This is a genomic window from Kitasatospora sp. NPDC101183, assembly GCF_044767945.1.
Lineage (GTDB): Bacteria > Actinomycetota > Actinomycetes > Streptomycetales > Streptomycetaceae > Kitasatospora.
The window spans coordinates 234,914-255,108 of the sequence record NZ_JBIWOW010000002.1 but is presented as its reverse complement, the minus strand read 5'-3'; the positions used below and the strand labels follow the sequence as shown (position 1 = coordinate 255,108).

Annotated in this window: 19 protein-coding genes; 12 read left to right on the top strand and 7 right to left on the bottom strand. The window is 75.1% G+C overall.

Going from position 1 to position 20,195, the window contains the following annotated elements; genetic code table 11:
- Nucleotides 1–294 precede the first annotated feature (294 nt).
- Genes ACIRRS_RS03300 through ACIRRS_RS03290 form a run of 3 tightly spaced genes read right to left on the bottom strand, consistent with a single transcriptional unit; the run spans nt 295 to nt 3,567 of the window.
- Nucleotides 295–1,020 (bottom strand): ABC transporter ATP-binding protein, encoded by a 726-nt coding sequence (locus tag ACIRRS_RS03300; protein WP_402964213.1) that lies wholly within the window; start codon nt 1,018–1,020, stop codon nt 295–297.
- A complete protein-coding gene (locus ACIRRS_RS03295; protein ID WP_402964210.1) occupies nt 1,017–2,936 on the bottom strand; it encodes an ABC transporter permease in 1,920 nt (639 codons plus the stop codon). Before ACIRRS_RS03295 ends, ACIRRS_RS03300 begins: the two co-directional genes overlap by 4 nt.
- Before the next feature lie 4 nt (nt 2,937–2,940).
- Nucleotides 2,941–3,567: a hypothetical protein gene (locus ACIRRS_RS03290; protein ID WP_402964207.1), complete on the bottom strand. Its 627-nt coding sequence runs from the start codon at nt 3,565–3,567 to the stop codon at nt 2,941–2,943.
- A 113-nt stretch (nt 3,568–3,680) separates the two neighbouring features.
- Between ACIRRS_RS03290 and ACIRRS_RS03285 the strand changes: the two genes are divergently transcribed.
- From ACIRRS_RS03285 to ACIRRS_RS03275, 3 genes are all read left to right on the top strand, one after another.
- Nucleotides 3,681–4,250, top strand: coding sequence for a hypothetical protein (locus tag ACIRRS_RS03285; protein WP_402964204.1), 570 nt, complete (start codon nt 3,681–3,683; stop codon nt 4,248–4,250).
- Nucleotides 4,241–5,653: an ABC transporter substrate-binding protein gene (locus ACIRRS_RS03280; RefSeq protein WP_402964201.1), complete on the top strand. Its 1,413-nt coding sequence runs from the start codon at nt 4,241–4,243 to the stop codon at nt 5,651–5,653. Before ACIRRS_RS03285 ends, ACIRRS_RS03280 begins: the two co-directional genes overlap by 10 nt.
- Nucleotides 5,654–5,897: 244 nt before the next feature.
- Nucleotides 5,898–6,431 carry an RICIN domain-containing protein gene (locus ACIRRS_RS03275; protein WP_402964198.1) on the top strand — a complete coding sequence of 178 codons (534 nt, stop codon included), beginning with the start codon at nt 5,898–5,900 and terminating at the stop codon, nt 6,429–6,431.
- Nucleotides 6,432–6,495: 64 nt separating this feature from the next.
- On the opposite strand, the gene ACIRRS_RS03270 is transcribed toward ACIRRS_RS03275, so the two are convergent.
- From ACIRRS_RS03270 to ACIRRS_RS03260, 3 genes are all read right to left on the bottom strand, one after another.
- Nucleotides 6,496–7,686, bottom strand: a complete 1,191-nt coding sequence (locus ACIRRS_RS03270) for a PP2C family protein-serine/threonine phosphatase (RefSeq protein WP_402964195.1) — start codon at nt 7,684–7,686, stop codon at nt 6,496–6,498.
- 99 nt (nt 7,687–7,785) lie between these two features.
- The gene (locus ACIRRS_RS03265; RefSeq protein ID WP_402964192.1) at nt 7,786–8,208 is read right to left on the bottom strand and encodes a MarR family winged helix-turn-helix transcriptional regulator; all 423 of its coding nucleotides are present in this window, start codon (nt 8,206–8,208) and stop codon (nt 7,786–7,788) included.
- A gap of 30 nt (nt 8,209–8,238) precedes the next feature.
- Nucleotides 8,239–9,405: a M48 family metalloprotease gene (locus tag ACIRRS_RS03260; RefSeq protein WP_402964189.1), complete on the bottom strand. Its 1,167-nt coding sequence runs from the start codon at nt 9,403–9,405 to the stop codon at nt 8,239–8,241.
- Between the two features lie 170 nt (nt 9,406–9,575).
- Between ACIRRS_RS03260 and ACIRRS_RS03255 the strand changes: the two genes are divergently transcribed.
- The 9 genes from ACIRRS_RS03255 to ACIRRS_RS03215 all read left to right on the top strand — a co-directional run bounded on the left by ACIRRS_RS03255 (nt 9,576) and on the right by ACIRRS_RS03215 (nt 18,890).
- A complete protein-coding gene (locus ACIRRS_RS03255; protein WP_402964186.1) occupies nt 9,576–10,364 on the top strand; it encodes a glycerophosphodiester phosphodiesterase in 789 nt (262 codons plus the stop codon).
- Between the two features lie 7 nt (nt 10,365–10,371).
- Nucleotides 10,372–11,772 (top strand): MFS transporter, encoded by a 1,401-nt coding sequence (locus ACIRRS_RS03250; protein WP_402964183.1) that lies wholly within the window; start codon nt 10,372–10,374, stop codon nt 11,770–11,772.
- Between the two features lie 286 nt (nt 11,773–12,058).
- Nucleotides 12,059–13,222 carry a CapA family protein gene (locus ACIRRS_RS03245; RefSeq protein WP_402964180.1) on the top strand — a complete coding sequence of 388 codons (1,164 nt, stop codon included), beginning with the start codon at nt 12,059–12,061 and terminating at the stop codon, nt 13,220–13,222.
- A 158-nt stretch (nt 13,223–13,380) separates the two neighbouring features.
- A complete protein-coding gene (locus tag ACIRRS_RS03240; protein WP_402964177.1) occupies nt 13,381–14,193 on the top strand; it encodes a 2,3-dihydro-2,3-dihydroxybenzoate dehydrogenase in 813 nt (270 codons plus the stop codon).
- A gap of 222 nt (nt 14,194–14,415) precedes the next feature.
- Nucleotides 14,416–15,567: an isochorismate synthase DhbC gene (gene dhbC / locus ACIRRS_RS03235; RefSeq protein ID WP_402964668.1), complete on the top strand. Its 1,152-nt coding sequence runs from the start codon at nt 14,416–14,418 to the stop codon at nt 15,565–15,567.
- Between the two features lie 8 nt (nt 15,568–15,575).
- Nucleotides 15,576–17,273 carry a (2,3-dihydroxybenzoyl)adenylate synthase gene (locus ACIRRS_RS03230; RefSeq protein WP_402964665.1) on the top strand — a complete coding sequence of 566 codons (1,698 nt, stop codon included), beginning with the start codon at nt 15,576–15,578 and terminating at the stop codon, nt 17,271–17,273.
- A 26-nt stretch (nt 17,274–17,299) separates the two neighbouring features.
- The gene (locus ACIRRS_RS03225) at nt 17,300–17,947 is read left to right on the top strand and encodes an isochorismatase family protein (protein WP_402964174.1); all 648 of its coding nucleotides are present in this window, start codon (nt 17,300–17,302) and stop codon (nt 17,945–17,947) included.
- Entirely contained in the window at nt 17,944–18,171 is a 228-nt protein-coding gene (locus tag ACIRRS_RS03220; protein ID WP_402964171.1) for a phosphopantetheine-binding protein, read from the top strand. The genes ACIRRS_RS03225 and ACIRRS_RS03220 overlap by 4 nt, the downstream gene beginning before the upstream one ends.
- A complete protein-coding gene (locus ACIRRS_RS03215; RefSeq protein ID WP_402964168.1) occupies nt 18,171–18,890 on the top strand; it encodes an AMP-binding protein in 720 nt (239 codons plus the stop codon). The genes ACIRRS_RS03220 and ACIRRS_RS03215 overlap by 1 nt, the downstream gene beginning before the upstream one ends.
- Before the next feature lie 86 nt (nt 18,891–18,976).
- Here ACIRRS_RS03215 and ACIRRS_RS03210 read toward each other — a convergent pair whose 3' ends face one another.
- Nucleotides 18,977–20,107 (bottom strand): M20 family metallopeptidase, encoded by a 1,131-nt coding sequence (locus tag ACIRRS_RS03210; RefSeq protein ID WP_402964165.1) that lies wholly within the window; start codon nt 20,105–20,107, stop codon nt 18,977–18,979.
- Between the last annotated feature and the right edge of the window lie 88 nt (nt 20,108–20,195).

Here is a 20,195-nt window from a genome sequence, read left to right as displayed (position 1 = left end):
CGGCGCCACCCGGGGAAACCTCCACCCTGGTCCACCCACCGCTCCCGAGCCGGCCGATCCATGGGCACTGCCCCGGGGTCTCACCGCCCGGCATGCCCGCTCAGTTCCCGTTGCTGCCCCAACCGTGACGTGCCGACGCACGTGCCCCCGAGCTGGGCTGTCTCCTGGACCCCGCCCCAGCACCTCGCGCCCGATGTGGCCGGGGTGTGGGGTGGACGCTGCGGGGTCACCGCCGCTGCGCCCCCGGAGGGCGCAGCGGCGTGGTGGGGCACTTCAGTAGCCGGCGCGGGCGCGTCAGCCCCAGGCCCGGGTGAGGTGGGGGTTGGTGAGGACGGTGGATGTGGGGCCCGTGGCGAGGAGGTGGCCCTGGGACATGGCGTAGACGGTGTGGGCGAGTTCGGCGACGAGGTCGGGGTCGTGTTCGACGAGGAGGAGGGCGAGGCCTCGGGCGGCGAGGTCGTGGAGGACGGTGACGAGGCGGGCGGTCTGGCGGGTGTCGAGGCCGGCGGCGGGTTCGTCGAGGAGGAGGACGCGGGGGTCGCCCGCGAGGGCGCGGGCGAGTTCGACGAGGCGCAGGACACCGGTGGGCTGGGCACCGGCGGGTTCGGCGGCGAGGTCCTGGAGGTCGAGGAGGGCGAGCGCGCGGGTGGTCCACTCCGTGACGGTCCGGGGGTCGGCGCGGCCGTGGCGGTGTTCGGCGCCGATGCGGACGTTGTCGGCGACGGAGAGGGTGGGGAAGACGGCGATCTGCTGGAAGGTGCGGGCCAGGCCGAGCCGGACGCGGCGGTGGGCGGGGAGGCGGGTGACGTCGCGTCCGCCGAGCAGGACCAGGCCCGCGTCGGGGCGGGCGGTGCCGGCGAGGCAGTCGAACAGGGTGCTCTTCCCGGCCCCGTTGGGCCCGATGAGCGCCGTGATCCGGCCGGGCGGCGCGACGAGGTCGACCCCGCCGACGGCCTCGATCCCCCCGTAGCGGCGCACGATGCCCCGCGCGGTCAGGCGGGAGAACGCGCCGGCGCTCACGGCCGCCGCCTCGCGGCCAGCGCCCGCCCCGCCGCCGAGAGCCGCACCGGCGGCAACGGCGGCAAGGGCGGCGGCAGGCCCGGCACCGCGGCGCCCCGCCGTCGCAGCGAGGCGAGCCCGCCCGGGAGCCGTCCGATGGCGGCGGCCAGCACCCCCACCGCCACCGCCGACACCCCGGGCACGGTCCCCGCGTCCAGCCCGATGAGCAGCGCGGCGGCCAGCACGGCGCCGAGCGCGCTGTCCGCGCCGGCCACCACCACGGCCGCGAACCACAGCAGCCCCCGCACCGGGTCGAAGGAGGCCGCGTCGAACGCCCGCCCGGCGAGCCCCATCAGCCCGCCGCCGAGCGCCGCGAGCGCCGCGCCGACGACGAAGGCGAGGAGCTTCAGCCCCGGGACGTCCACGCCCGCCGCGACGGCCCCGGCCTCGTGGTCGCGCATCGCGGTCAGCGCGCGGCCGAGCCGCCCCCGGTGCAGGCCGCGCACGGCGAGGAGCCCGAGGCCGAGCAGCAGCAGTTCGGCGAGGTAGAAGGCCCGGTCGCCGTCGATGAAGGAGGGCCGGTCGAGGGTGAGCCCGGTGGTGGCGTACGGCTGCTCGAAGACGAAGCGGCTCATCGCCGTCCCGACGGCGAAGGTGACCAGGGCGAGGGCGAGCCCCCGCCGCCGGATGGCGGGGTATCCGGTGAGCAGGCCGAGCGGGGCGGTGGCGAGGACGGCGAGCAGCAGCGCGGGCACGGCCGGCAGCGCGGGGACGCCGGGGACGCGGCCGGACATCAGCAGCGCCGTGCCGAGCGCGCCGAGGCCCGCGTACCCGGCCTGCCCGAGGGAGATCTGCCCGCCGTAGCCGGTGACCACGGTGACGGAGAGCAGCACGAGGGCGAGTGCCGGTACCAGCAGGGCGCTGCGCAGGTCGTTGCCCCGGAAGCCGAACGGCAGCAGGAGCAGCACCAGACAGACGACCCCGGCGAGCCGTCCGCCGCCGGGGCCCGTCCGGCCGAGGGGGAGGTGCCGGGTGGGCGACTCCCCGGTGATGCGCGGCCCGGCCAGCAGCGCGGTGGCGAGCAGCGCGACCACGAACAGGTTGGACTGCACGGCCTCCACCAGCGGCAGCAGTTGCCCGGACGGCCGGAGCCGGGTCAGCTCGGCCTGGGCGACGCCGAGCCCGAGGCCCGTCGCGACGGCCACCGGAATGCTGCGCAGCCGGGCCGCGACGGCGACGGCCATGGTCTCCATGACCAGCAGCGGCAGTCCGTACGGGTCGAGCAGCAGGTACGGGGCGAGGGCGACGCCGACCAGCCCGGCGGTGAAGGTGCCGAAGGCCCAGCCGGCGGCGGAGACCCGGTCGGCGTCGACCCCGGAGAGGGCGGCCAGGTGGCGGTCGTCGACGACGGCGCGCAGCCGCAGCCCGAAGGCCGTCCAGCGGGTGACGGCGGCGACGGTCAGGCCGAGGGCGAGGATCGCGGCGAGCGAGGCGACGGTGTCGGGCCGCAGGGTGTGCCCGCCGGGCAGCCGGATCGGGGCGCCGCCCAGCGGCGAGGGGGCGCCCGCCAGCGGCGCCGCGCCCCACAGCAGCACGGCCACGCCGATGAGCAGTACGAACACCCCGAGCCCGGCGACCATGGTCTCCGCCGGTCCGGCGCCGCGCCGTTGCAGCGGCCGGTACACCAGGACGTCCAGCAGCACGCCGAGCGCCGGGGCGACGAGCAGCAGGCACACCGCCACGGCGGGCCAGACGGGCCAGTGACGCACCACCACGAGGTCGCGCAGCAGGTAGGCGACGGCCATCGCCTGGGCGCCCTGGGCGATGTTGAGCACGCCGGTGGCCCGGTGGCACACCACCAGGCCGATGCCGCTGAGCGCGGCGGCGGAGCCGATGGTGAGCCCGGCGAGCGCGAGGTCGATCGTGAGGCTGCCCACGGGTTCAGCCGTCTGCCGGATCGGGGTCGCCCGGACGGGCGGCGGGGCCCTCGGGACCGTCGGGCGGCGGCCCGGGCTCGCACAGCGGGCAGGGCGTCAGCCCCCGTTCCCGTACGGCCCGCCGGTCCACGGGCGCGGCCTGCGCCTTGCCGAGGACCAGCGGGCAGTCCGCCCGGTGGTAGCGGGTGCCCCCGGGCAGGGCCAGCGAACCGACGGTCACGGCGGGCTTCTCCGGAGCGCCCGGCACCGGCTCGACCAGCAGCTCGTACAGCTGCCGCACCCGCAGGTCCGTCGCCGCGCCGCCGACCCCGCCGCCGAGCTCTCCGCCGACCCCGCCGCCGGACGGACGCAGCGCCAGCAGCACCGCCCCGGCGACGATCAGCGCCGCGCCGGGGAGGGTGGAGGAGGCCAGGTAGGGGACCTGCTGCTCCACGAACCGCTGGCCCGACACCCCGTACCAGCCCAGGACGCACAGCACGGTGCCGACGGCGAGCAGCACCCAGCCCGCCCACTCCCGGGCCCGCACCTCCCGCACCTCCCGGACCTTCCGCACGGCCCGTCCGGCGCGCCGGAGCGCGGACGGCCGGGGCGCGTCCGGGGCGATTCCTCCGCCGGATTGCGATTCGTCCATGTATCCGCCTTCATGGTGTCACCCGAGACGTTTCCAGGAACGGCCCGGAACAGCATCCGGGAGACCGGGCCCACCACCGGCCCGGGGCCGCGCAGTCGAGAGGGAACAGACAGATGCACGTGAGGCGAAGCGGCACCCCGAAGGCCGGCGCCCGGGCCCTGCGGACGGCGGGCGCCCTGCTCGCCCTGGCCCTGGCGGGCACGGCGGCGGCCGGGTGCGGCAGCAGCAAGTCCAGCACCTCCGCGAGCACCAGCGCCGCCCCGGCCGCGAGCGCCACCGCCACCCCGACCGCGTCCGCGAGCGCCACCGCCCCCTCCGACCCCGCCGCCGCCAAGGCCGAGATCACCACGAACTGGCAGAAGTTCTTCGACCCCGCCACCCCCATCCCCGACAAGGCCAAGCTGCTCCAGGGCGGTGACCTGCTGCTCCCCGTCCTCCAGGGCTTCGCACAGGACCCGAGGGTGGGCCAGGTGCAGGCCACGGTGACGGACGTGGCGTTCACCGACGCCGCCGACGCGAAGGTGACGTACTCCCTCTCCCTCCAGGGCACCGTCGTCGAGCCGAGCGCCAGCGGCCGGTCCGTGCTGGAGAACGGCACCTGGAAGGTCTCCCGCTCGACCCTGTGCGGCCTGCTCACCCAGGCGGCGGGCGCCGGCGGCACCCCGATCCCCGGATGCGGCTGACCGCGCCCCGGCGCTCCCCGGCGGCCCTGAGAGCCCCGACCGCCCAGACCGCCCTGACGGCCGCCGCCCTCGCCCTCGCCGTCCTCGCGACCCTCGCCCTCACCGGCTGCGGAACCCGGCTGCCGGACACCGCCTTCACCGCCCGTGCCCACCCGGGCGCGGGCGCGGGCACGGCGACGGGCACCAACCCCGCCTCCGACACCGGCGTCACCCCCGACGAGATCCGCGTCGGCGTCGTCACCTCCCTCACCAGCCCGGTCGGCAGCGACGTGTTCAGCGGCCCGCGCTACGGCGCCCAGGCCTTCTTCCAGGCCCTCAACGACCGGGGCGGCCTGCACGGACGCACCGTCAGGCTCGTCACCTGCGACGACGGCGGCAGCGGCATCGGCAACCAGGACTGCGTGCACCGGCTGATCGACCAGGAGCACGTGTTCGCCTTCGCGAGCGGCAGTGTCCTGGACTACGCCGGAGCCCCGTACGTCAGCGCCCGGGCGGTCCCGGACGTCGGCGGCCAGCCGATCGGCACGGCGTACGACCGCTGGCCGCACCTCTACGGGATCTACGGCAGCGCCGCCCCGCGCGACGGCCGGGCGGTCGGCTGGAACGGCACGCTCTACCAGAGCACCGAGGTGTTCCGTTTCTTCAAGCAGCGCCTGGGCGCGACCACCGCCGCCGTGGTCGCCTACAACCAGGCCGACTCCGCCCGTTACGCCGGGCAGGTGAAGGCCGGCCTGGAGGCGGAGGGCTACCGCGTCCTGCTCCAGACGGTGGACTTCGCGCTGCCGAACTTCCAGGCGGTGGCCGCCGCCGTCCGGGCCGACGGCTCGCAGCTGCTGTTCGACGCGATGGACACCCGGGGCAACGCCGCCCTGTGCCGGGCGCTGGACGAGGCCGGGGTGCGGGTGGCGGCGAAGGTGACCAACGTGCAGAACTGGTCGGAGTCGGTGCGCACCGACTACGCCGCCTCGCCGAACTGCCGCAACGCGCTCTGGGCCACCTCCTCCAGCCAGAACTACGAGGACGAGCGGCAGCCGGCCGTGCACGAGTTCCGCACCGCGATGGCGCGCTACTTCCCGGACCGCGCAGGGCAGTTGTCCGCCTGGGAGCTGGAGGGCTGGGCGGGCGCGCAGTGGCTCGCCGACGCGGTGGACTCCTGCGGCGCCGCGCTCACCCGCGCCTGCGTGGAGGCCTTCCTGAACCGCGCCGAGCCCTACGACGCGCACGGCCTGATCCTGCCGGCCTCCTTCGTCCCGCAGCCCCCGCCCACCGGCCCGACCCGCGCCTGCCTCGACGCGGCCCGCTGGCAGGACTCGGCGGCGGACGGCCGGGGCGGCTGGGTCACCCAGGTGCCGTCGATGACCACCACCTGCTTCGAGGTCCCGCAGCTGCCGTACCACCCGTGAGGATCGCCCGGGCGGAGCCCCGGCGGAACGCGGGGGAAAAGCGGTGCGAAGAAATTCGGCGGGACCTGCGAGAACCTGAAGAATCACCGCCGCGCATTCCTTTCCGCCGATTCCCGGGGATAGCGTTCCGATGCGATCGACCGGGCGTCGATCGCAGCCCTCTCCATGGTCGTTCGATGCCGAATCACGGCATCACCGGCTTTTCCGGAACGCGTCACCAATGCAACGCAAAGGGGAATGCGGAATGCGCACGAAGAACAGGGTCGTACGGGCCGGAGCGCCCGTGCTCGCGGCGGCGGGCCTCGCGCTCGGGCTGGTGGTGGGGACGGCGGGATCCGCCTCGGCGGGGATCACCGACGGCCGCTGGCACCTCAAGAACGTGCACAGCGGGAAGTGCCTGGTGATCCAGGGATCGACGGTCGGCGACACGCCGGGCCAGTACGACTGCGCCTCCTTCCAGGACCAGGTCTGGCTGATCATGGGCCCGGCCCTGCCGGTGGGCTACAACGGCATCGACGGCGTGTACAAGCTCTACAACACGAACAGCAAGCTCTACCTGTCCGCCTCCGGCCCGGACAACGGCAACCCGATCGTCCAGGTCCCCGGCTCCCAGGACCTGACCCAGTGGTGGTCCGTCAAGCAGCGCGGCGGCGACTTCCAGTTCAAGAACGCCGCCACCGGCAGGTGCATGGTCATCCAGGGCTACGACAACTGGAGCCGCGCTTTCCAGTACGACTGCTCGGACGTCTGGGACGACCAGTGGTGGCAGCAGACCTGATCAGGCCCGGGCCCGATCAGAACCAGACCCGATCAGAACCGGACCCTGTCAGGCCCGGACCTGATCAGGCCCTGCGCCGGCTCCCGGGCGGTCCGCCGCCCGGGAGCCGGTCGAGCCGGTCCACGACCACCATCGCCGCGTCGTCGTCCAGGTGCCCGCCGACGTGCTCCAGCAGGTCCCCGCGCAGCCGCCGCAGCAGCGTCCCGGGCTGCTCCCCGCACCAGGCGGCGACGCGCTCGGTCAGCGGGTAGAAGCGCCGCTGCGCGTCCCGGGCCTCGATCACGCCGTCGGTGTAGATCAGCAGGCGGTCGCCCGGCCCGAACGGGAACGTCTCCACCTCGTAGCGCGCCGGGGCGAGCTCGCCCAGGCCGAGCGGCGGGGACGGGCGGCGCGCGGCGAGCGCGGTGACGCCGTCGGGGCGCAGCAGCAGCGGGGGAGGGTGGCCGCAGTCGACCAGGCGCACCTCGGTGCCGTCGTCGGGGATGTCGAGCAGGACGGCGGTGATGAAGGACTCGCCCGCCTCCTCGCCCACCTCCCCCTTGGCGATACGTTTCTGCTCCGCGAGCTGGGCGAGGTCCCAGCTGACGCTGCCGTCCAGGTAGGCGGCCAGGTCGGGCAGCTCGGCGTGCAGGTGCGCGGCGGCGCGGAAGGCGCCGAGCAGCAGCGCGGCGTCGCCGAGCGAGGACAGGCCCTTGCCGCGCACGTCGCCGACCAGCAGCCGGGTGCCGGTGGCCGTACGGGCGGCCGCGTACAGGTCGCCGCCGACCTGCGCCTCCGCCTCGGCGGCCAGGTACACCGAGGCCAGGCGCAGCGGCCCGATCCGCTCGGGCAGCGGGCGCAGCAGGACGCGCTGCGCGGCCTCGGAGACGGTGCGGACCCGGGCCAGCTCGCGCTCGTGCCGGTCGCGCAGCACCCGCAGGCCGACGATCAGCGTGGAGACGACGGCCTGCGCGCCCAGCTGGGTCTGGTGGTTGGCGGTGGTGAGCCCGTCGCGGGCCAGGCCGATGAAGGTGAGCGCGGCGATCGCCAGCAGGGCGACGGCGGCGGTGCCGCGCGCCCCGGCGAAGGAGGCGGTGAGGGCGGGGGCGACGATCAGCAGCGGGCCGAGGTGGATGTGCGGCGGGGAGAGGATGTCCACGGCGGTGATCAGCACGATCAGCACCAGGACGAGGGCCGTCAGCACACGGTCGTCCGTGCGCCAGGTGCGGCCGGGGTCGCGGGAGGGGGTGGCGCGGGGGCGCTGCCGGAGGGGCACCCCTCCTCTGTACACCGTGCGAGTGGTGCCACGCACCCGGAAGGCGCCCCGGGCGGCTGCTCGGGACAGCCGCTCGGGGCGGCTGCTCGCGGCGGCGGCTCAGCCCTCGGCGCCGTAGCGGGCCAGGTAGTCGGCGAAGCGGGCGACGTCCTCGTCGGACCAGTCGTTGAACCGGCTGGTGAAGGCCTGGCGGCGCTGCTCGTTGGCGTCGCGCAGCAGGGTCAGCCCGGCCTCGGTGGCGCGCAGGATCTGGCCGCGCTGGTCGTCCGGGTCGGTCTCGCGGGCGAGCAGCCCGAGCTTCTCCAGGGCGCCGACCTGCCGGCTGACGGTCGACTTGTCGAGCATGAAGTGCGCCGCGACGTCGGCCGCCCGGCAGCCGCCGCGCTCGGTGATCAGGTCGAGGACGCTGTACGTGACCAGGGAGAGGTCGGGGTGCAGCTGGGAGGCCTTGTGCCGGGCGCGGCGGGCGAAGGCGGTCAGCTCGCGCTGGATGGTGTCGATGGACGACTGACGGCCGGGCACGGTGCTCCTACGTCCTCGGGATTTGTTGCACTATACAACGGAATCCCGCGTCTCGGACCGCCAGGCGCGGGCGGCGGCGATCCGGCGGGTGGCACTCGGATGAGTGGCGAACAGTAGCTCAAGCACCCTCGGCGGGTCGACATCGGCCACGTTCGCCACCGCCAGTCTGCGCTGCATCGCCACGAACTGCTCGACGTCCCCGGTGAGTTCGAGCGCGTGGCGGTCAGCCCGCGCCTCGATCCGGCGGCTCACGGCGCACTGCGCCGGGCCGGAGAGTGCCCCCAGCAGCGCCGCGAGCGCGGCCAGCAGCGGCAGGGCCCTCGGGTCCGCCGCGTCCGCCGCCCCGGCGGCGTCCAGCAGGGGCCGCCAGCCGGCGAGCAGCCCGAGCAGCGCGACGGCCACGGCCGCGCCGGCGGCCCCGAGGGCGGTGCCCAGCGGCACGTCCCGGTGCTTGACGTGGCCCAGCTCGTGCGCGACCACCAGCTCCACCTCACGCGGGGCCGCCGTCGACAGCAGCGTGTCGTACGCGACGATCCGGCGGGTCGCGCCGAAGCCGGAGACGTACGCGTTCAGGGCCGTCGTGCGGCGGGAGGCGTCGGCCACCAGGACGTCCCGGACGCGGACGCCGTCGCGATCGGCCAGGGCCAGCAGGGCGGAGCGCAGCTCCGACTCGGGCATGGGGGTGAAGCGGTTGAAGACCGGCTCGATCAGGAGCGGGTGGAGGAAGGAGAGGGCGGCGGTCAGCAGCGCGGCCCCACCGGCCGCCGGGAGCCACCAGTGCCGGGGGGACCAGCCGGTGAGCGCGAACAGGGCCAGGGCCAGCGGCAGGACGAGGGCGAGGGTGAGCCCCAGCCCGCGCAGCGCGTCCAGGGCCCAGCCCGCCCAGCCCTGGGTGACCAGGCCGTAGCGGGCGCGCACCGACCGCGCCCCGGCGGAGAAGGGGAGCCGCAGCGCCTGGCCGAGCAGGACGAGGGCGGCGGCCCCGGCGAGCACCTCGGCCGCCCAGGAGCCGCCGAACCAGCCGCCGACGGCGGTGACCAGGCCGGCCCCGGCCGGGGTGAGGCCGAGTGCCAGGGTCAGCGCCAGTCCGGCGAGGCGGGCCGCGAGCACCCACGGCACCTGCGCGCGGCGCAGCGCCCGGCCCCGGGCGCGCTCGGCGGGAGTGAAGTCGGAGCCGGAGGCGGTGCCGTCGTCCATCGGTGGCGTGAGACCCCTCGTCGCGGTCGGGTGCGTGGACCCCAGCATGACGCACCCGACGGCCCGCCGTCGGCGCCCGACCGCATCGTTACCACGTGACGGAGTGCGTCATACTGTAACGCACTCAGGCACCCCCTCTCCGGCCCCACTTCCCGCAGCTCGGAGCCCGTATGCACCCCTTCCTCGACCACTCCGGGCCGCTCGCCTTCGCCCACCGGGGCGGTGATCTCGGTCACCCCGAGAACTCGCTCGCGGCCTTCGAGGCGGCCGTCGCCCTCGGGTACCGCTACCTGGAGACCGACGTCCACGCCACGAGCGACGGCGTGCTCGTCGCCTTCCACGACACCCGGCTCGACCGCGTCACCGACCGGGCCGGCGCGGTGGCCGAACTGCCCTGGGAGACGGTGCGCCGGGCGCGGATCGGCGGCAGCGAGCCGGTGCCCCTGCTGGAGGACCTGCTCGGCGCCTTCCCGGAGGCCCGGTTCAACATCGACGTGAAGGCCGCACCCGCCATCGGGCCCCTGGTGGAGGCGATCCGCCGCACCGACGCCTGGGACAGGGTCTGCGTCGGCGGCTTCTCCGACTCCCGCCTCGCCGCCGTCCGCGCCGCCGCCGGCCCCCGGCTCGCGACCTCGCTCGGGCCGCGCGAGGTGGCCCGGCTGAGGCTGCGTTCGCTGGCCGGCGGGCTGCTGCCCGGTGGACTGCTGGGCACCGGCGCCCCGTACGCCGGGATCTGCGCCCAGGTGCCGGAGCGGTACAAGGGCGTGCGGGTGGTCGACCGGGCCTTCGTGAGGGCCGCGCACCGGCTCGGCCTGCAGGTCCACGTGTGGACTGTGGACGATCCCACACGGATCAGGGCTCTGCTCGACCTGGGTGTGGATGGCATCATGGCCGATCGCATCGACGTCCTGCGCGACGTCCTCGGCGAGCGCGGCTGCTGGGCAGCCGGCAGCGCATAGGAGCCCCATGAGCACCACGGACCACGTGCCCGACCACCTGCCGGAGGCGACGCCCACGGCGGCGGCCGCCGACGACGGCCGCGCCCTGCGCCGGATGCAGTTCGGCTGGTACATCAACGACTGGGCCAACGCCGCCTTCTCGGCGACCGTCCTCACCGTCTTCCTCGGGCCCTACCTGACGGAGATCGCCAAGAACGCCGCCGACGCCAACGGCGACGTCCACCCCCTGGGCCTGACGATCCGCGCAGGATCGTTCTTCCCGTACACGGTCTCCTTCTCCGTGCTGATCTCGGTCGCGGCCATGCTGTTCACCGGCACCGTCGCCGACCGCACCGGGCGGCACAAGGAGCTGATGTGCGGCTTCGCCTACGTCGGCGCGATCGCCACGATGGGGATGTTCTTCCTCGACGGCGACCGCTACCTGCTCGGCGGCGCCCTGCTGGTCGTCGCCAACATCGCGTACGCGGTCTCGGTGGCCCTCTCCTACGCCTACCTGCCGGGTCTGGCCACGCCCGACCAGCGCGACGCCGTCTCCTCCAAGGGCTGGGCGTACGGCTACGCGGGCGGCGGGCTGCTGCTGATCGCCAACCTGGCGCTGTTCCAGGGTCACGAGGCGCTCGGAATCGCCTCCGGCACCGCCGTGCGGATCTGCCTGGCCTCGGCCGGCCTGTGGTGGGCGCTGTTCACCCTCGTCCCGCTGACGCGCCTGCCCTCGCGGGCCGGCGTCGCGCCCGACCCGGCCGCGGCAGCCGGGCGGCCCGCCGCCGGCAGCAGCCTGCGCGAACTCGGCCGCACGCTGCGCAGCATGCGCGAGCACCCGCTGACGCTGCTCTACCTGGGGGCCTTCCTCTGCTACAACGACGGCATCCAGACCGTGGTCTCCCAGGCCTCGCTGTACGGCAGCGAGGAACTCGGCATGGACCAGACCTCGCTGGTCACCGCCGTGCTGCTGGTGCAGGTCGTGGCGATCGGCGGCGCGCTGCTGCTCGGCCGGATCGCGCACCGCTGGGGCGCCAAGCGGACCATCCTCGGCTCGCTGGTCGGCTGGGTGGTCACCCTGGCGCTCGGGTACTTCATGCCCGCCCACCAGCCGGTCTGGTTCTACGTGCTGGCCTGCATGATCGGGCTGGTGCTCGGCGGCAGCCAGGCGCTCTCGCGCTCGCTGTTCTCGCACCTGATCCCGGCGGGCCGCGAGGCCGAGTACTTCAGCCTCTACAAGATCAGCGACCGGGGCACCAGCTGGATGGGGCCGCTGGTCTTCGGCGTGGCGTACCAGGTCACCGGCAGCTACCGGTCGGCGATCATCTCGCTGCTGGTGTTCTTCGTGATCGGCTTCGTGGTGCTGGCCAAGGTGCCGGTGCGCCGGGCCATCGAGGCCGTGGGCAACCCGGTGCCCGAGCGGCTCTAGGGTCCGCCTCCTCGACGAGGTGCGGGGTGAGCCGCCGGTCCGTGGTCGGGACGGCGGCTTCCTCGCTTTCCGAGGCCCTTCCGGGACCGGTTCCGGGACATCGGCGGGACATCGGCGGGGCCTTGGCGGGACCTCGGCGGGGTCTGGACGTCCGGGCCCGAACCGGTCGCCGTCCGTGTGCGCACCTGGCACTTTGTGTCCGGACTGTTGCTGAGGCGGGCCGAAGAGGTGGCGAAACGGTGGCGTAGGCTGACCGCTCTTGAACCGAATCCGGGGGGAAGCACTCATGCGCCGTGCCGCGGCCGCCGTCGCTCTGTTCGTCGGTCTGACGACCGTCGCCGCCTGCGGGCCGGACGATCCGGCGCCGGGGGCGGACTCGAAGCAGGCCGCGCCGGGAGCGTCGGGTGCGGCCCCGGCCACGGGGGACGGCTCCGGCACGGCCCCGGCCCCGGCGCCCACCAAGGGCGGCGCGCCCCGGCCGGACGGCACCATCACCGTCGCCTTCGCGGGGGACGTCCACTTCGAGGGGCGCACCGAGTCGCGGCTGTCCGTCAAGGCGCCCGACACGGCGCTCGGCCCCATCGCCCGCACCCTCGAAGGGGCGGACCTGTCGGTGCTCAACCTGGAGACCGCGATCACCGGGCGGGGCGCGCCGGAGGCGAAGACGTACACCTTCCGCACCTCGCCCAAGGCGCTGTCGGTGCTCAAGGACTCGGGCGTGGACGTGGTCTCGATGGCCAACAACCACGCCGTGGACTTCGGCGCGGACGGTCTCGCCGACACCCTCGCGGCCAAGGACTCCTCGCCGATCCCGGTGGTCGGCGTCGGGCACAACGCCAAGGAGGCGTACGCCCCGTACGTGACGACGGTGCGCGGGGTGAAGGTGGCCGTGGTCGCCGCCAGCCAGGTCGAGGACATCACCAACCAGAAGTGGCGGGCCGGGGCCGACAAGCCGGGCATCGCCTCCGCGCTGGACGTGCCCGCGCTGACCAAGGCCGTCGAGGCGGCCAAGCAGCAGGCGCCCGTGGTGCTCGTGTACCTGCACTGGGGCGAGGAGGGCAAGGCCTGCCCGACGAGCGCCCAGCAGGCCGTCGCCAAGAAGCTCGCGGGCGTCGGCGCCACGGCCGTGGTCGGCACCCACGCGCACACCATGGTCGGCTCGGGGATGCTCGGCACCACCTATGTCGGGTACGGCTTCGGCAACTTCCTCTGGTACGGCACCTCGAACTACGCCAACTCCAACGAGACGGGCGTGACCACGCTGACGCTGACGGCGGACGGCAAGGTCAAGGGGGAGGCGTTCACCCCGGCGACGATCGACGACAAGGGGATACCGCAGCCGGTCACCGGGGCGACGGCCGCGAACGCGCTCAAGCGGCGCGACGGGCTGCGCGGCTGCACCGGGCTGTCCCCGGCTCCCGCCGCCGCGGCGGCCCCGGCCGGCGGGTGAGCCGGTAGCCGACGGAGGGTCGGCGGGGCGAGGCGATCCGCCTCGCCCCTTTTTTGCTGCCCCTTTGCCGCTCCTTTGCGGCCCCGGTCTTGCGCCCTTGGGGGAGTTGACGCTCGCACAGGCTCTCGGCGTAGCCGAACAGGTGTGTTAGGTTAGCCTTGCCTAATCATGCTGGTCGGAGGGGATGTCCTGTGCAGCGATCCGAATTCGCCGGTGCCGTCGCGATGGTCACCGGCGCCGGACAGGGCATCGGAGCGGCCGTCGCCCGGGCGCTGGCCGCCGAGGGCGCCGTGGTCGCCGCCGTCGACCTGCGCGGCGGCCCGCTCGGCGCCGTCGCCGCGGAGCACGAGAACATCCACCCGTACGTCCTGGACGTCTCCGACTCCCAGGCCGTCGGCGAGATCGTCGAGGTGATCGAGCGTCAACTCGGGCCCGTCGCCGTGCTGGTGAACGTCGCCGGAATCCTGCGCACCGCACCGGTCGTCGAACTCACCGACGAGGACTGGGCGCAGACCTTCGCCGTCAACTCCACCGGCGTCTTCCACACCGGCCGCGCCGTCGGCCGGAAGATGGCCGCCCGGGGCCGGGGCAGCATCGTCACCGTCGGCTCCAACGCCGCCGGGGTGCCGCGCGCCGGCATGGCCGCCTACGCGGCCTCCAAGGCAGCGGCCACCATGCTCACCCGCTGCCTCGGGCTGGAACTGGCCCGCTCCGGGGTGCGCTGCAACATCGTCTCGCCCGGCTCGACCGACACCGAGATGCAGCGCGCCCTCTGGGGTGCCGACGCCGAGGCCGCCGAACGGCGGGTCATCGACGGCGACCCCGGCGCCTGGCGGGTCGGCATCCCGCTGGGGCGCATCGCCGCGCCCGCCGACATCGCGGAGGCCGTCGTGTTCCTGGCCTCCGACCGCGCCCGGCACATCACCATGCACGACCTGTACGTCGACGGCGGCGCCACGCTGCGCGCCTGACCGGACCGCTCCGGACCGTTTCGTCCCGTCCCGCCCTCCGCGCTCAACTCCGTAGGCCTGTTCCGCACGCCGTCAACTCCGCACGCCGCCAGATCCGTTCCAGACTGGAGAGAGACCACCGTGACCACGGTGCACCACGCCCCGGCGGGGACGCCCGCCTCCGCCCAGGCGGGCCCCGAGCCCGCTGCCGGACCTGCCGGACCCTCCGCCGACCACGCCGTCATAGGCGCGGCCAGCGGACTGCTCGGCCAGTACCGGGCCGGCGCCGACGAGGCCTTCCTCGCCACCCCGACCCGCACCCTGCTGGCCTCCGGTGTGCGCGCCCGCGTCCCGCAGGATGCGCGCCCGCTGCCCCGGAGGGTCGCCGAGACCCTCGCCGAGGCCGTCCGCGACGGCGCCCAACTGCCCCTGGTCGTCGGCGCGGTGGCCTTCGACCACGACAGCCGGGCCGAACTCGCCGTCCCCGCCGCCGTCCGCACCGCCGGCCCGCTGCGCGACGACCCGCTGATCGCCCTGCCCGCGCCCGCCGCCGACCAGGTCGCCTGGCAGGTGCGCCCCGTCCCCGCCCCCGAGGCGTACGGCGCGGGCGTCGCCGAGGCCGTCGAGCGGCTGCGCGGAGGCGAGTTGAGCAAGGTCGTGCTCGCCCGCACGCTGGAGCTCACCGCCGACCGGCCCCTCGACCTGCCCGCCGTCCTCCAGCGGCTCGCCCGCCGCGACCCCGGCGGCTACACCTTCGCCCTGCCCGCCGGCGAGGGCCGCACGCTGATCGGCGCCAGCCCCGAACTGCTGCTCTCCCGGCGCGGAACCGCCGTGACCGCCAACCCGTTGGCCGGCTCCGTGCCGCGCAGCGCCGACCTCGGCGAGGACGTCCGCCGGGCCGCCGCGCTGCTGGAGTCCCCCAAGGACCTGCACGAGCACGCCGTCGTCGTGGACGCCATCCGGGCCGCCCTGGCGCCGTACTGCCGCACCCTCGACGTGCCCGAGCGGCCCACCCTGGTGCGCACCGCCGCGATGTGGCACCTGGCCACCACCATCAGCGGCGAACTGGCCGATCCGGCCGTCGGCGCCCTGGAGTTGGCCGCCGCCCTGCACCCCACCCCGGCCGTCTGCGGCACGCCCACCCCGCTCGCCCGCCAGGTCATCGGCGAGGTCGAGCCCTTCGACCGGGGCCTGTACACCGGCATGGTCGGCTGGCAGGACGCCACCGGCGACGGCGAGTGGGTGGTCACCATCCGCTGCGCCGAGGCCGACGGGCGCACCCTGCGGGTCTTCGCCGGGGCGGGCGTCGTCGACCGCTCCTGCCCCGAGGACGAACTCGCCGAGACCAGCGCCAAGTTCCGCACCTTCCTGGACGCGGCGGGGGTGCCCCGGTGACCACGCCGATGCAGACCGTCCTGGACGGATTCACGCCCTACCCCGCCGAGTTCGCCGAGCGTTACCGCGCTGCCGGGCACTGGCGCGGCGAGACGTTCGGGCGGATGCTGCGCGAGCGCGCCGCCGCACACGGCGAGCGGACCGCGATCGTCGACCCCGGCGGCCACACCGCCTCCCGGGAGGAGCGGCGCTGGTCCTACACCGAACTCGACCTCCGGGCCGACCGGATGGCCGCCGGGCTGCTCGCCCGGGGCATCGGGCGCGGCGACCGCGTGGTGGTCCAACTCCCCAACGTGGCCGAGTTCTTCGAGGTCGTCTTCGCGCTGTTCCGGATCGGCGCGCTGCCCGTCTTCGCGCTGCCCGCCCACCGCCGCACCGAGATCGGGTACTTCTGCGCCTTCACCGGCGCCGTCGCCTACATCGTGCCGGATGTCTCCGGCGGCTTCGACTACCGCGAACTCGCCACACAGGTACGGGCCGAGAGCCCCGCGCTGCGCCTGGTGCTGGTCGCCGGGGAGGACGCGGGCGAGCACGAGCGGCTCGCGGACGTGCCCTGCGACGGCCCCGGGCCCGAGCGCGAACCCGAGCCGCAGGACGTCGCCTTCCTCCAGCTCTCCGGCGGCAGCACCGGCGTGCCGAAGCTGATCCCGCGCACCCACGACGACTACATCTACTCGCTGCGCGGCTCCGTCGAGATCTGCGGCCTGGACGAGTACGGCGTCTACCTGTGCGCACTGCCCGCCGCGCACAACTTCCCGCTCAGCTCGCCGGGTTCGCTCGGCGCGCTGTACGCGGGCGGCCGGGTGGTGCTCTGCCCGCAGCCCGGCCCGGAGACGGCCTTCCCGCTGATCGAGCGCGAGGGCGTGACGATCACCGGGCTCGTCCCGCCACTGGCCCTGCTGTGGCTGGAGGCCGCCGAGCGCGGCGCCCGCGGGTACGAGAGCCTGGACGTGCTGCTGGTCGGCGGCGCCAAGTTCAGCGAGGAGGCGGCCCGCAGGGTGCGCCCGGTGCTGGGCTGCGTGCTCCAGCAGGTGTTCGGCATGGCCGAGGGGCTCGTCAACTACACCCGCCTGGACGACCCGGAGGAGCTGATCGCCGTCAGCCAGGGCCGGCCGATCTCGCCGGACGACGAGGTGCGGGTGGTCGACGACGCGGACACGGACCTGCCGGACGGCGCCACCGGGCACCTGCTCACCCGGGGCCCGTACACCATCCGCGGCTACTGGAACGCGCCCGAGCACAACGCCGGCTCCTTCACCGAGGACGGGTTCTACCGCACCGGGGACCTGGTCCGGCGGCTGCCCGGCGGGTACCTGGTGGTGGAGGGGCGGGCCAAGGACCAGATCAACCGGGGCGGCGAGAAGGTCGCCGCCGAGGAGATCGAGAACCACCTGCTCGCGCACCCCGCCGTGCACGACGCGGCGGTGGTCTCGATGCCCGACCCGTACCTGGGCGAACGCACCTGCGCGTACGTCGTGCTGCGCGGCGGGCACCGCGAACGGCCGCCGAAGGCCGTCGAGTTGAAGCGCTTCGTGCGCGGGCGCGGGCTGGCCGACTACAAGGTGCCGGACCGGGTGGAGTTCGTCGAGGAGTTCCCCGCCACCGGCATCGGCAAGGTCAGCAAGAAGGACCTGCGGGCCGCGATCGCGGCGGCCGCCGCCACCGGCGCCACCAACGCCACCGCCACCGCCACCACCGTCAACTGACGTCACTGAGCTAAGGAAGAACCGTCGTGGGCCTGCCCCGCATCCCCTCGTACCCCCTGCCGACCGCCGAGGAGCTGCCCGAGAACCGGGTCTCCTGGGCGGTGGACCCGGCGCGGGCCGTGCTGCTCGTGCACGACCTGCAGAACCACTTCCTGGACGCGTTCGCCGCCGAGGCCGCGCCCGTCCCCGAACTGCTCGGCAACGTCGCCGCGTTGGCGCGGGCCGCGCGGGCGTCCGGGGTGCCGGTCGTGTACTCGGCGCAGGTCGGCGGGCAGAGCCCGGCCGAGCGCGGGCTCCAGCAGGACTTCTGGGGCCCCGGCCTGCCGGACGACCCGCGCGCCGTCGCCGTCGCCGGGGCCGTCGCCCCCGAGCCGGGGGACACCGTGCTCACCAAGTGGAAGTACAGCGCCTTCGTACGCACCGAGTTGGCGCGGCTGCTGGAGGAGCAGGGCCGCGACCAGCTGGTGATCACCGGCGTGTACGCGCACATCGGCGTGCAGGCCACCGCCTGCGACGCGTGGATGCGGGACCTCCCGGCCTTCGTGGTGGCGGACGCCGTCGCCGACTTCGGGCCGCAGGAGCACCGGGCGGCACTGGCCTGGGTGGCCGGGCGCTGCGGCTTCGTCAGCACCACGGCGCAGGTCATCGAGGAGCTTGCGGGGGAGGGGCGATGAGCGTGTTCACGGTGGAGCGCATCCGGGCCGAGGTCGCCGACCTGCTCGGCGAGGACCCGGAGGAGATCCCGGTGGACGAGAACCTCGTCGACTGGGGGCTGGACTCGATCCGGCTGATGACGCTGGCCGAACGCTGGCGGGCGGAGGGCGCCGAGGTGGCGTTCGTCCAGCTCGCGGAGCGGCCCGCCGTCGAGGCCTGGGCCGAACTGCTGGGCGCGTCCTGATGACGGCCCTCGCGGTCGAGGCGCCCGCCGGGCGCCGGTACCCGCCGACCACCATGGTGGGCCCCGTCGAGGCGCAGGCGGCGCGGACGCCCTCGGCGCCCGCGCTGGTGCTCGCGGGCGGCGGGGCGGTCACCTACCGGGAGCTGAACGCCGCGGCCAACCGGCTCGCCCGGGCGCTGGCGGCGCGCGGCGCCCGGCCGGGGGCCGTGGTCGGCCTCGCCGGGGAGCTGCGGCCGGCCGATCTGGTGACGGCGCTGCTGGCGATCGCCAAGTCGGGGGCGGCGTACCTGCCGCTGGACCCGGCTGAGGCGCCCGGGCGCCGGGAGCGGCTGCTCGCGGAGTTCGCGCCGGTGTGCGTGGTGGGGGAGGGGGAGCTGGACGGCGCCGCGGGCTCGCTCGCCACCGACCCGCCCCGGGCGCTGACCCCGCAGCACCCGTTCTGCGTCGGCCTCGGCCCGGGCGGCAGCCCGCAGCCCGTCCGCCTCACCCACGCCGAGGCGGACCGGCGGGTGCGCGACCTCCAGGCCGCCCACCCGCTGGGCCCGGGGGACCGGGTGCTGCAACTGGGCCTGCCGCTGTGGGAGTTCCTGTGGCCGCTGCGGACGGGCGCCGCCGTGGCGCTGGCCGACCCGCAGCGGCCGGGAGAGGTGGGGGAGCTGGTACGGGAGCTGGGCGTGACGGCGATCCGGGTGGCGCCGGGGGTGCTGTCGGCGGGGTGACGACGAACGGATGACGGCGAACAGCGAACAGATGTCATCGGACGTCTTCTGTTATCTGTTCGCTGTCATCCGTCATCTGTTCCCCGTCATCCGTTCGCCGTCGTCAGGTCCACCGCCGTCCACGCCATCCCCACCGCGCCGTCGAGCAGCGCCCGTTCGCCCTCCGGCCCCGCCGCCGCCTCGGCGAAGGCGGGCTCGTGGGGCGCGCAGACGCCGCCCGTGATGTCCAGCACGGGGTGGATCGACGGAACCGCATGCGACACGTTCCCCATGTCCGTGCAGGCGAAGGGCCCGCTCTCCACCGGCTCCGGCCGCCCGAGCGCCGCCGCGTTCGCCCGCCACAGGGCGAGCAGGCGCCGGTCCGAGCGCATGTCGAGGTAGTCCGGCTCCGGCCGGGTGAGCGCCACCTCGCAGCCGGTGGCCAGCGCCCCGGCCCGGAAGCAGTCCTCCACCCTCGCCCGCAGCTCGGCGAGGTCCTCGGCGGCCGAGGCGCGGATCTCGTACTCGGCGCTCGCGCTGTCGGGGATCACGTTGGGCGCCGTCCCGGCGGCCGTGGTGACCCCGTGCACCCGCCACTGCGGCGGCAGTTGCTGGCGCAGCAGCCCGATCGCCACCTGGGCGAGGGTCAGCGCGTCCGCCGCGTTGCGCCCCTCGTGCGGGTTGAGGCTGGGGTGGGCGGCGCGCCCGGTGTAGCGCACGGACAGCGTGCCGAGCGCGAAGGAGCGGAAGTCCGCGACCTCCACCGGGCAGGGGTGGACCATCATCGCCGCGTCCACCCCGTGGAAGGCCCCCGCCTCCAGCAGCAGCGCCTTGCCCGCCCCGCGCTCCTCGGCCGGCGCGCCTATCACCCGGACGGTGAGCCCGAGTTCCTCCGCGTACGGGGCGAGCCCGAGCGCGGCGCCGATCCCGGCGGCGGCGATCAGGTTGTGCCCGCAGGCGTGCCCGAGCCCGGGCAGCGCGTCGTACTCGCAGACCAGGGCGACGGTCAGCGGCCCGTTCCCGAGGCGGGCGTCGAAGGCCGTCGCCAGCCCGTACGCGGGCGCGGTGACGGTGAACCCGTGCCGCCGCAGCGCCCCGGCGCACCAGGAGGCGGCCCGGTGCTCCTCGAAGGCCGTCTCGGGGTGGGCGTGCAGGCGCCGGCTGAGCGCGAGCAGTTCGCGCCGGTGGGCGAGCACGCGCTCGCGGACGGCCTGCTTCACGGACGGGGGAGCGGTCATGGGCGGCGGTCTCCGCAGTGTCAGGGTCGGGCCGTCGGACGGCCGTTGACCAGATCAGATGAGGTTAGATTAGGCTAACCTAAGTCAC

Bases quoted from the DNA above. Each gene is read 5' to 3' on its own strand.
- ACIRRS_RS03290 (WP_402964207.1), bottom strand. From the start codon at position 3,567: ATGGACGAATCGCAATCCGGCGGAGGAATCGCCCCGGACGCGCCCCGG.
- ACIRRS_RS03285 (WP_402964204.1), top strand. From the start codon at position 3,681: ATGCACGTGAGGCGAAGCGGCACCCCGAAGGCCGGCGCCCGGGCCCTG.
- ACIRRS_RS03280 (WP_402964201.1), top strand. From the start codon at position 4,241: ATGCGGCTGACCGCGCCCCGGCGCTCCCCGGCGGCCCTGAGAGCCCCG.
- ACIRRS_RS03275 (WP_402964198.1), top strand. From the start codon at position 5,898: ATGCGCACGAAGAACAGGGTCGTACGGGCCGGAGCGCCCGTGCTCGCG.
- ACIRRS_RS03260 (WP_402964189.1), bottom strand. From the start codon at position 9,405: ATGGACGACGGCACCGCCTCCGGCTCCGACTTCACTCCCGCCGAGCGC.
- ACIRRS_RS03255 (WP_402964186.1), top strand. From the start codon at position 9,576: ATGCACCCCTTCCTCGACCACTCCGGGCCGCTCGCCTTCGCCCACCGG.
- ACIRRS_RS03250 (WP_402964183.1), top strand. From the start codon at position 10,372: ATGAGCACCACGGACCACGTGCCCGACCACCTGCCGGAGGCGACGCCC.
- ACIRRS_RS03245 (WP_402964180.1), top strand. From the start codon at position 12,059: ATGCGCCGTGCCGCGGCCGCCGTCGCTCTGTTCGTCGGTCTGACGACC.
- ACIRRS_RS03230 (WP_402964665.1), top strand. From the start codon at position 15,576: ATGCAGACCGTCCTGGACGGATTCACGCCCTACCCCGCCGAGTTCGCC.
- ACIRRS_RS03220 (WP_402964171.1), top strand. From the start codon at position 17,944: ATGAGCGTGTTCACGGTGGAGCGCATCCGGGCCGAGGTCGCCGACCTG.
- ACIRRS_RS03215 (WP_402964168.1), top strand. From the start codon at position 18,171: ATGACGGCCCTCGCGGTCGAGGCGCCCGCCGGGCGCCGGTACCCGCCG.
- ACIRRS_RS03210 (WP_402964165.1), bottom strand. From the start codon at position 20,107: ATGACCGCTCCCCCGTCCGTGAAGCAGGCCGTCCGCGAGCGCGTGCTC.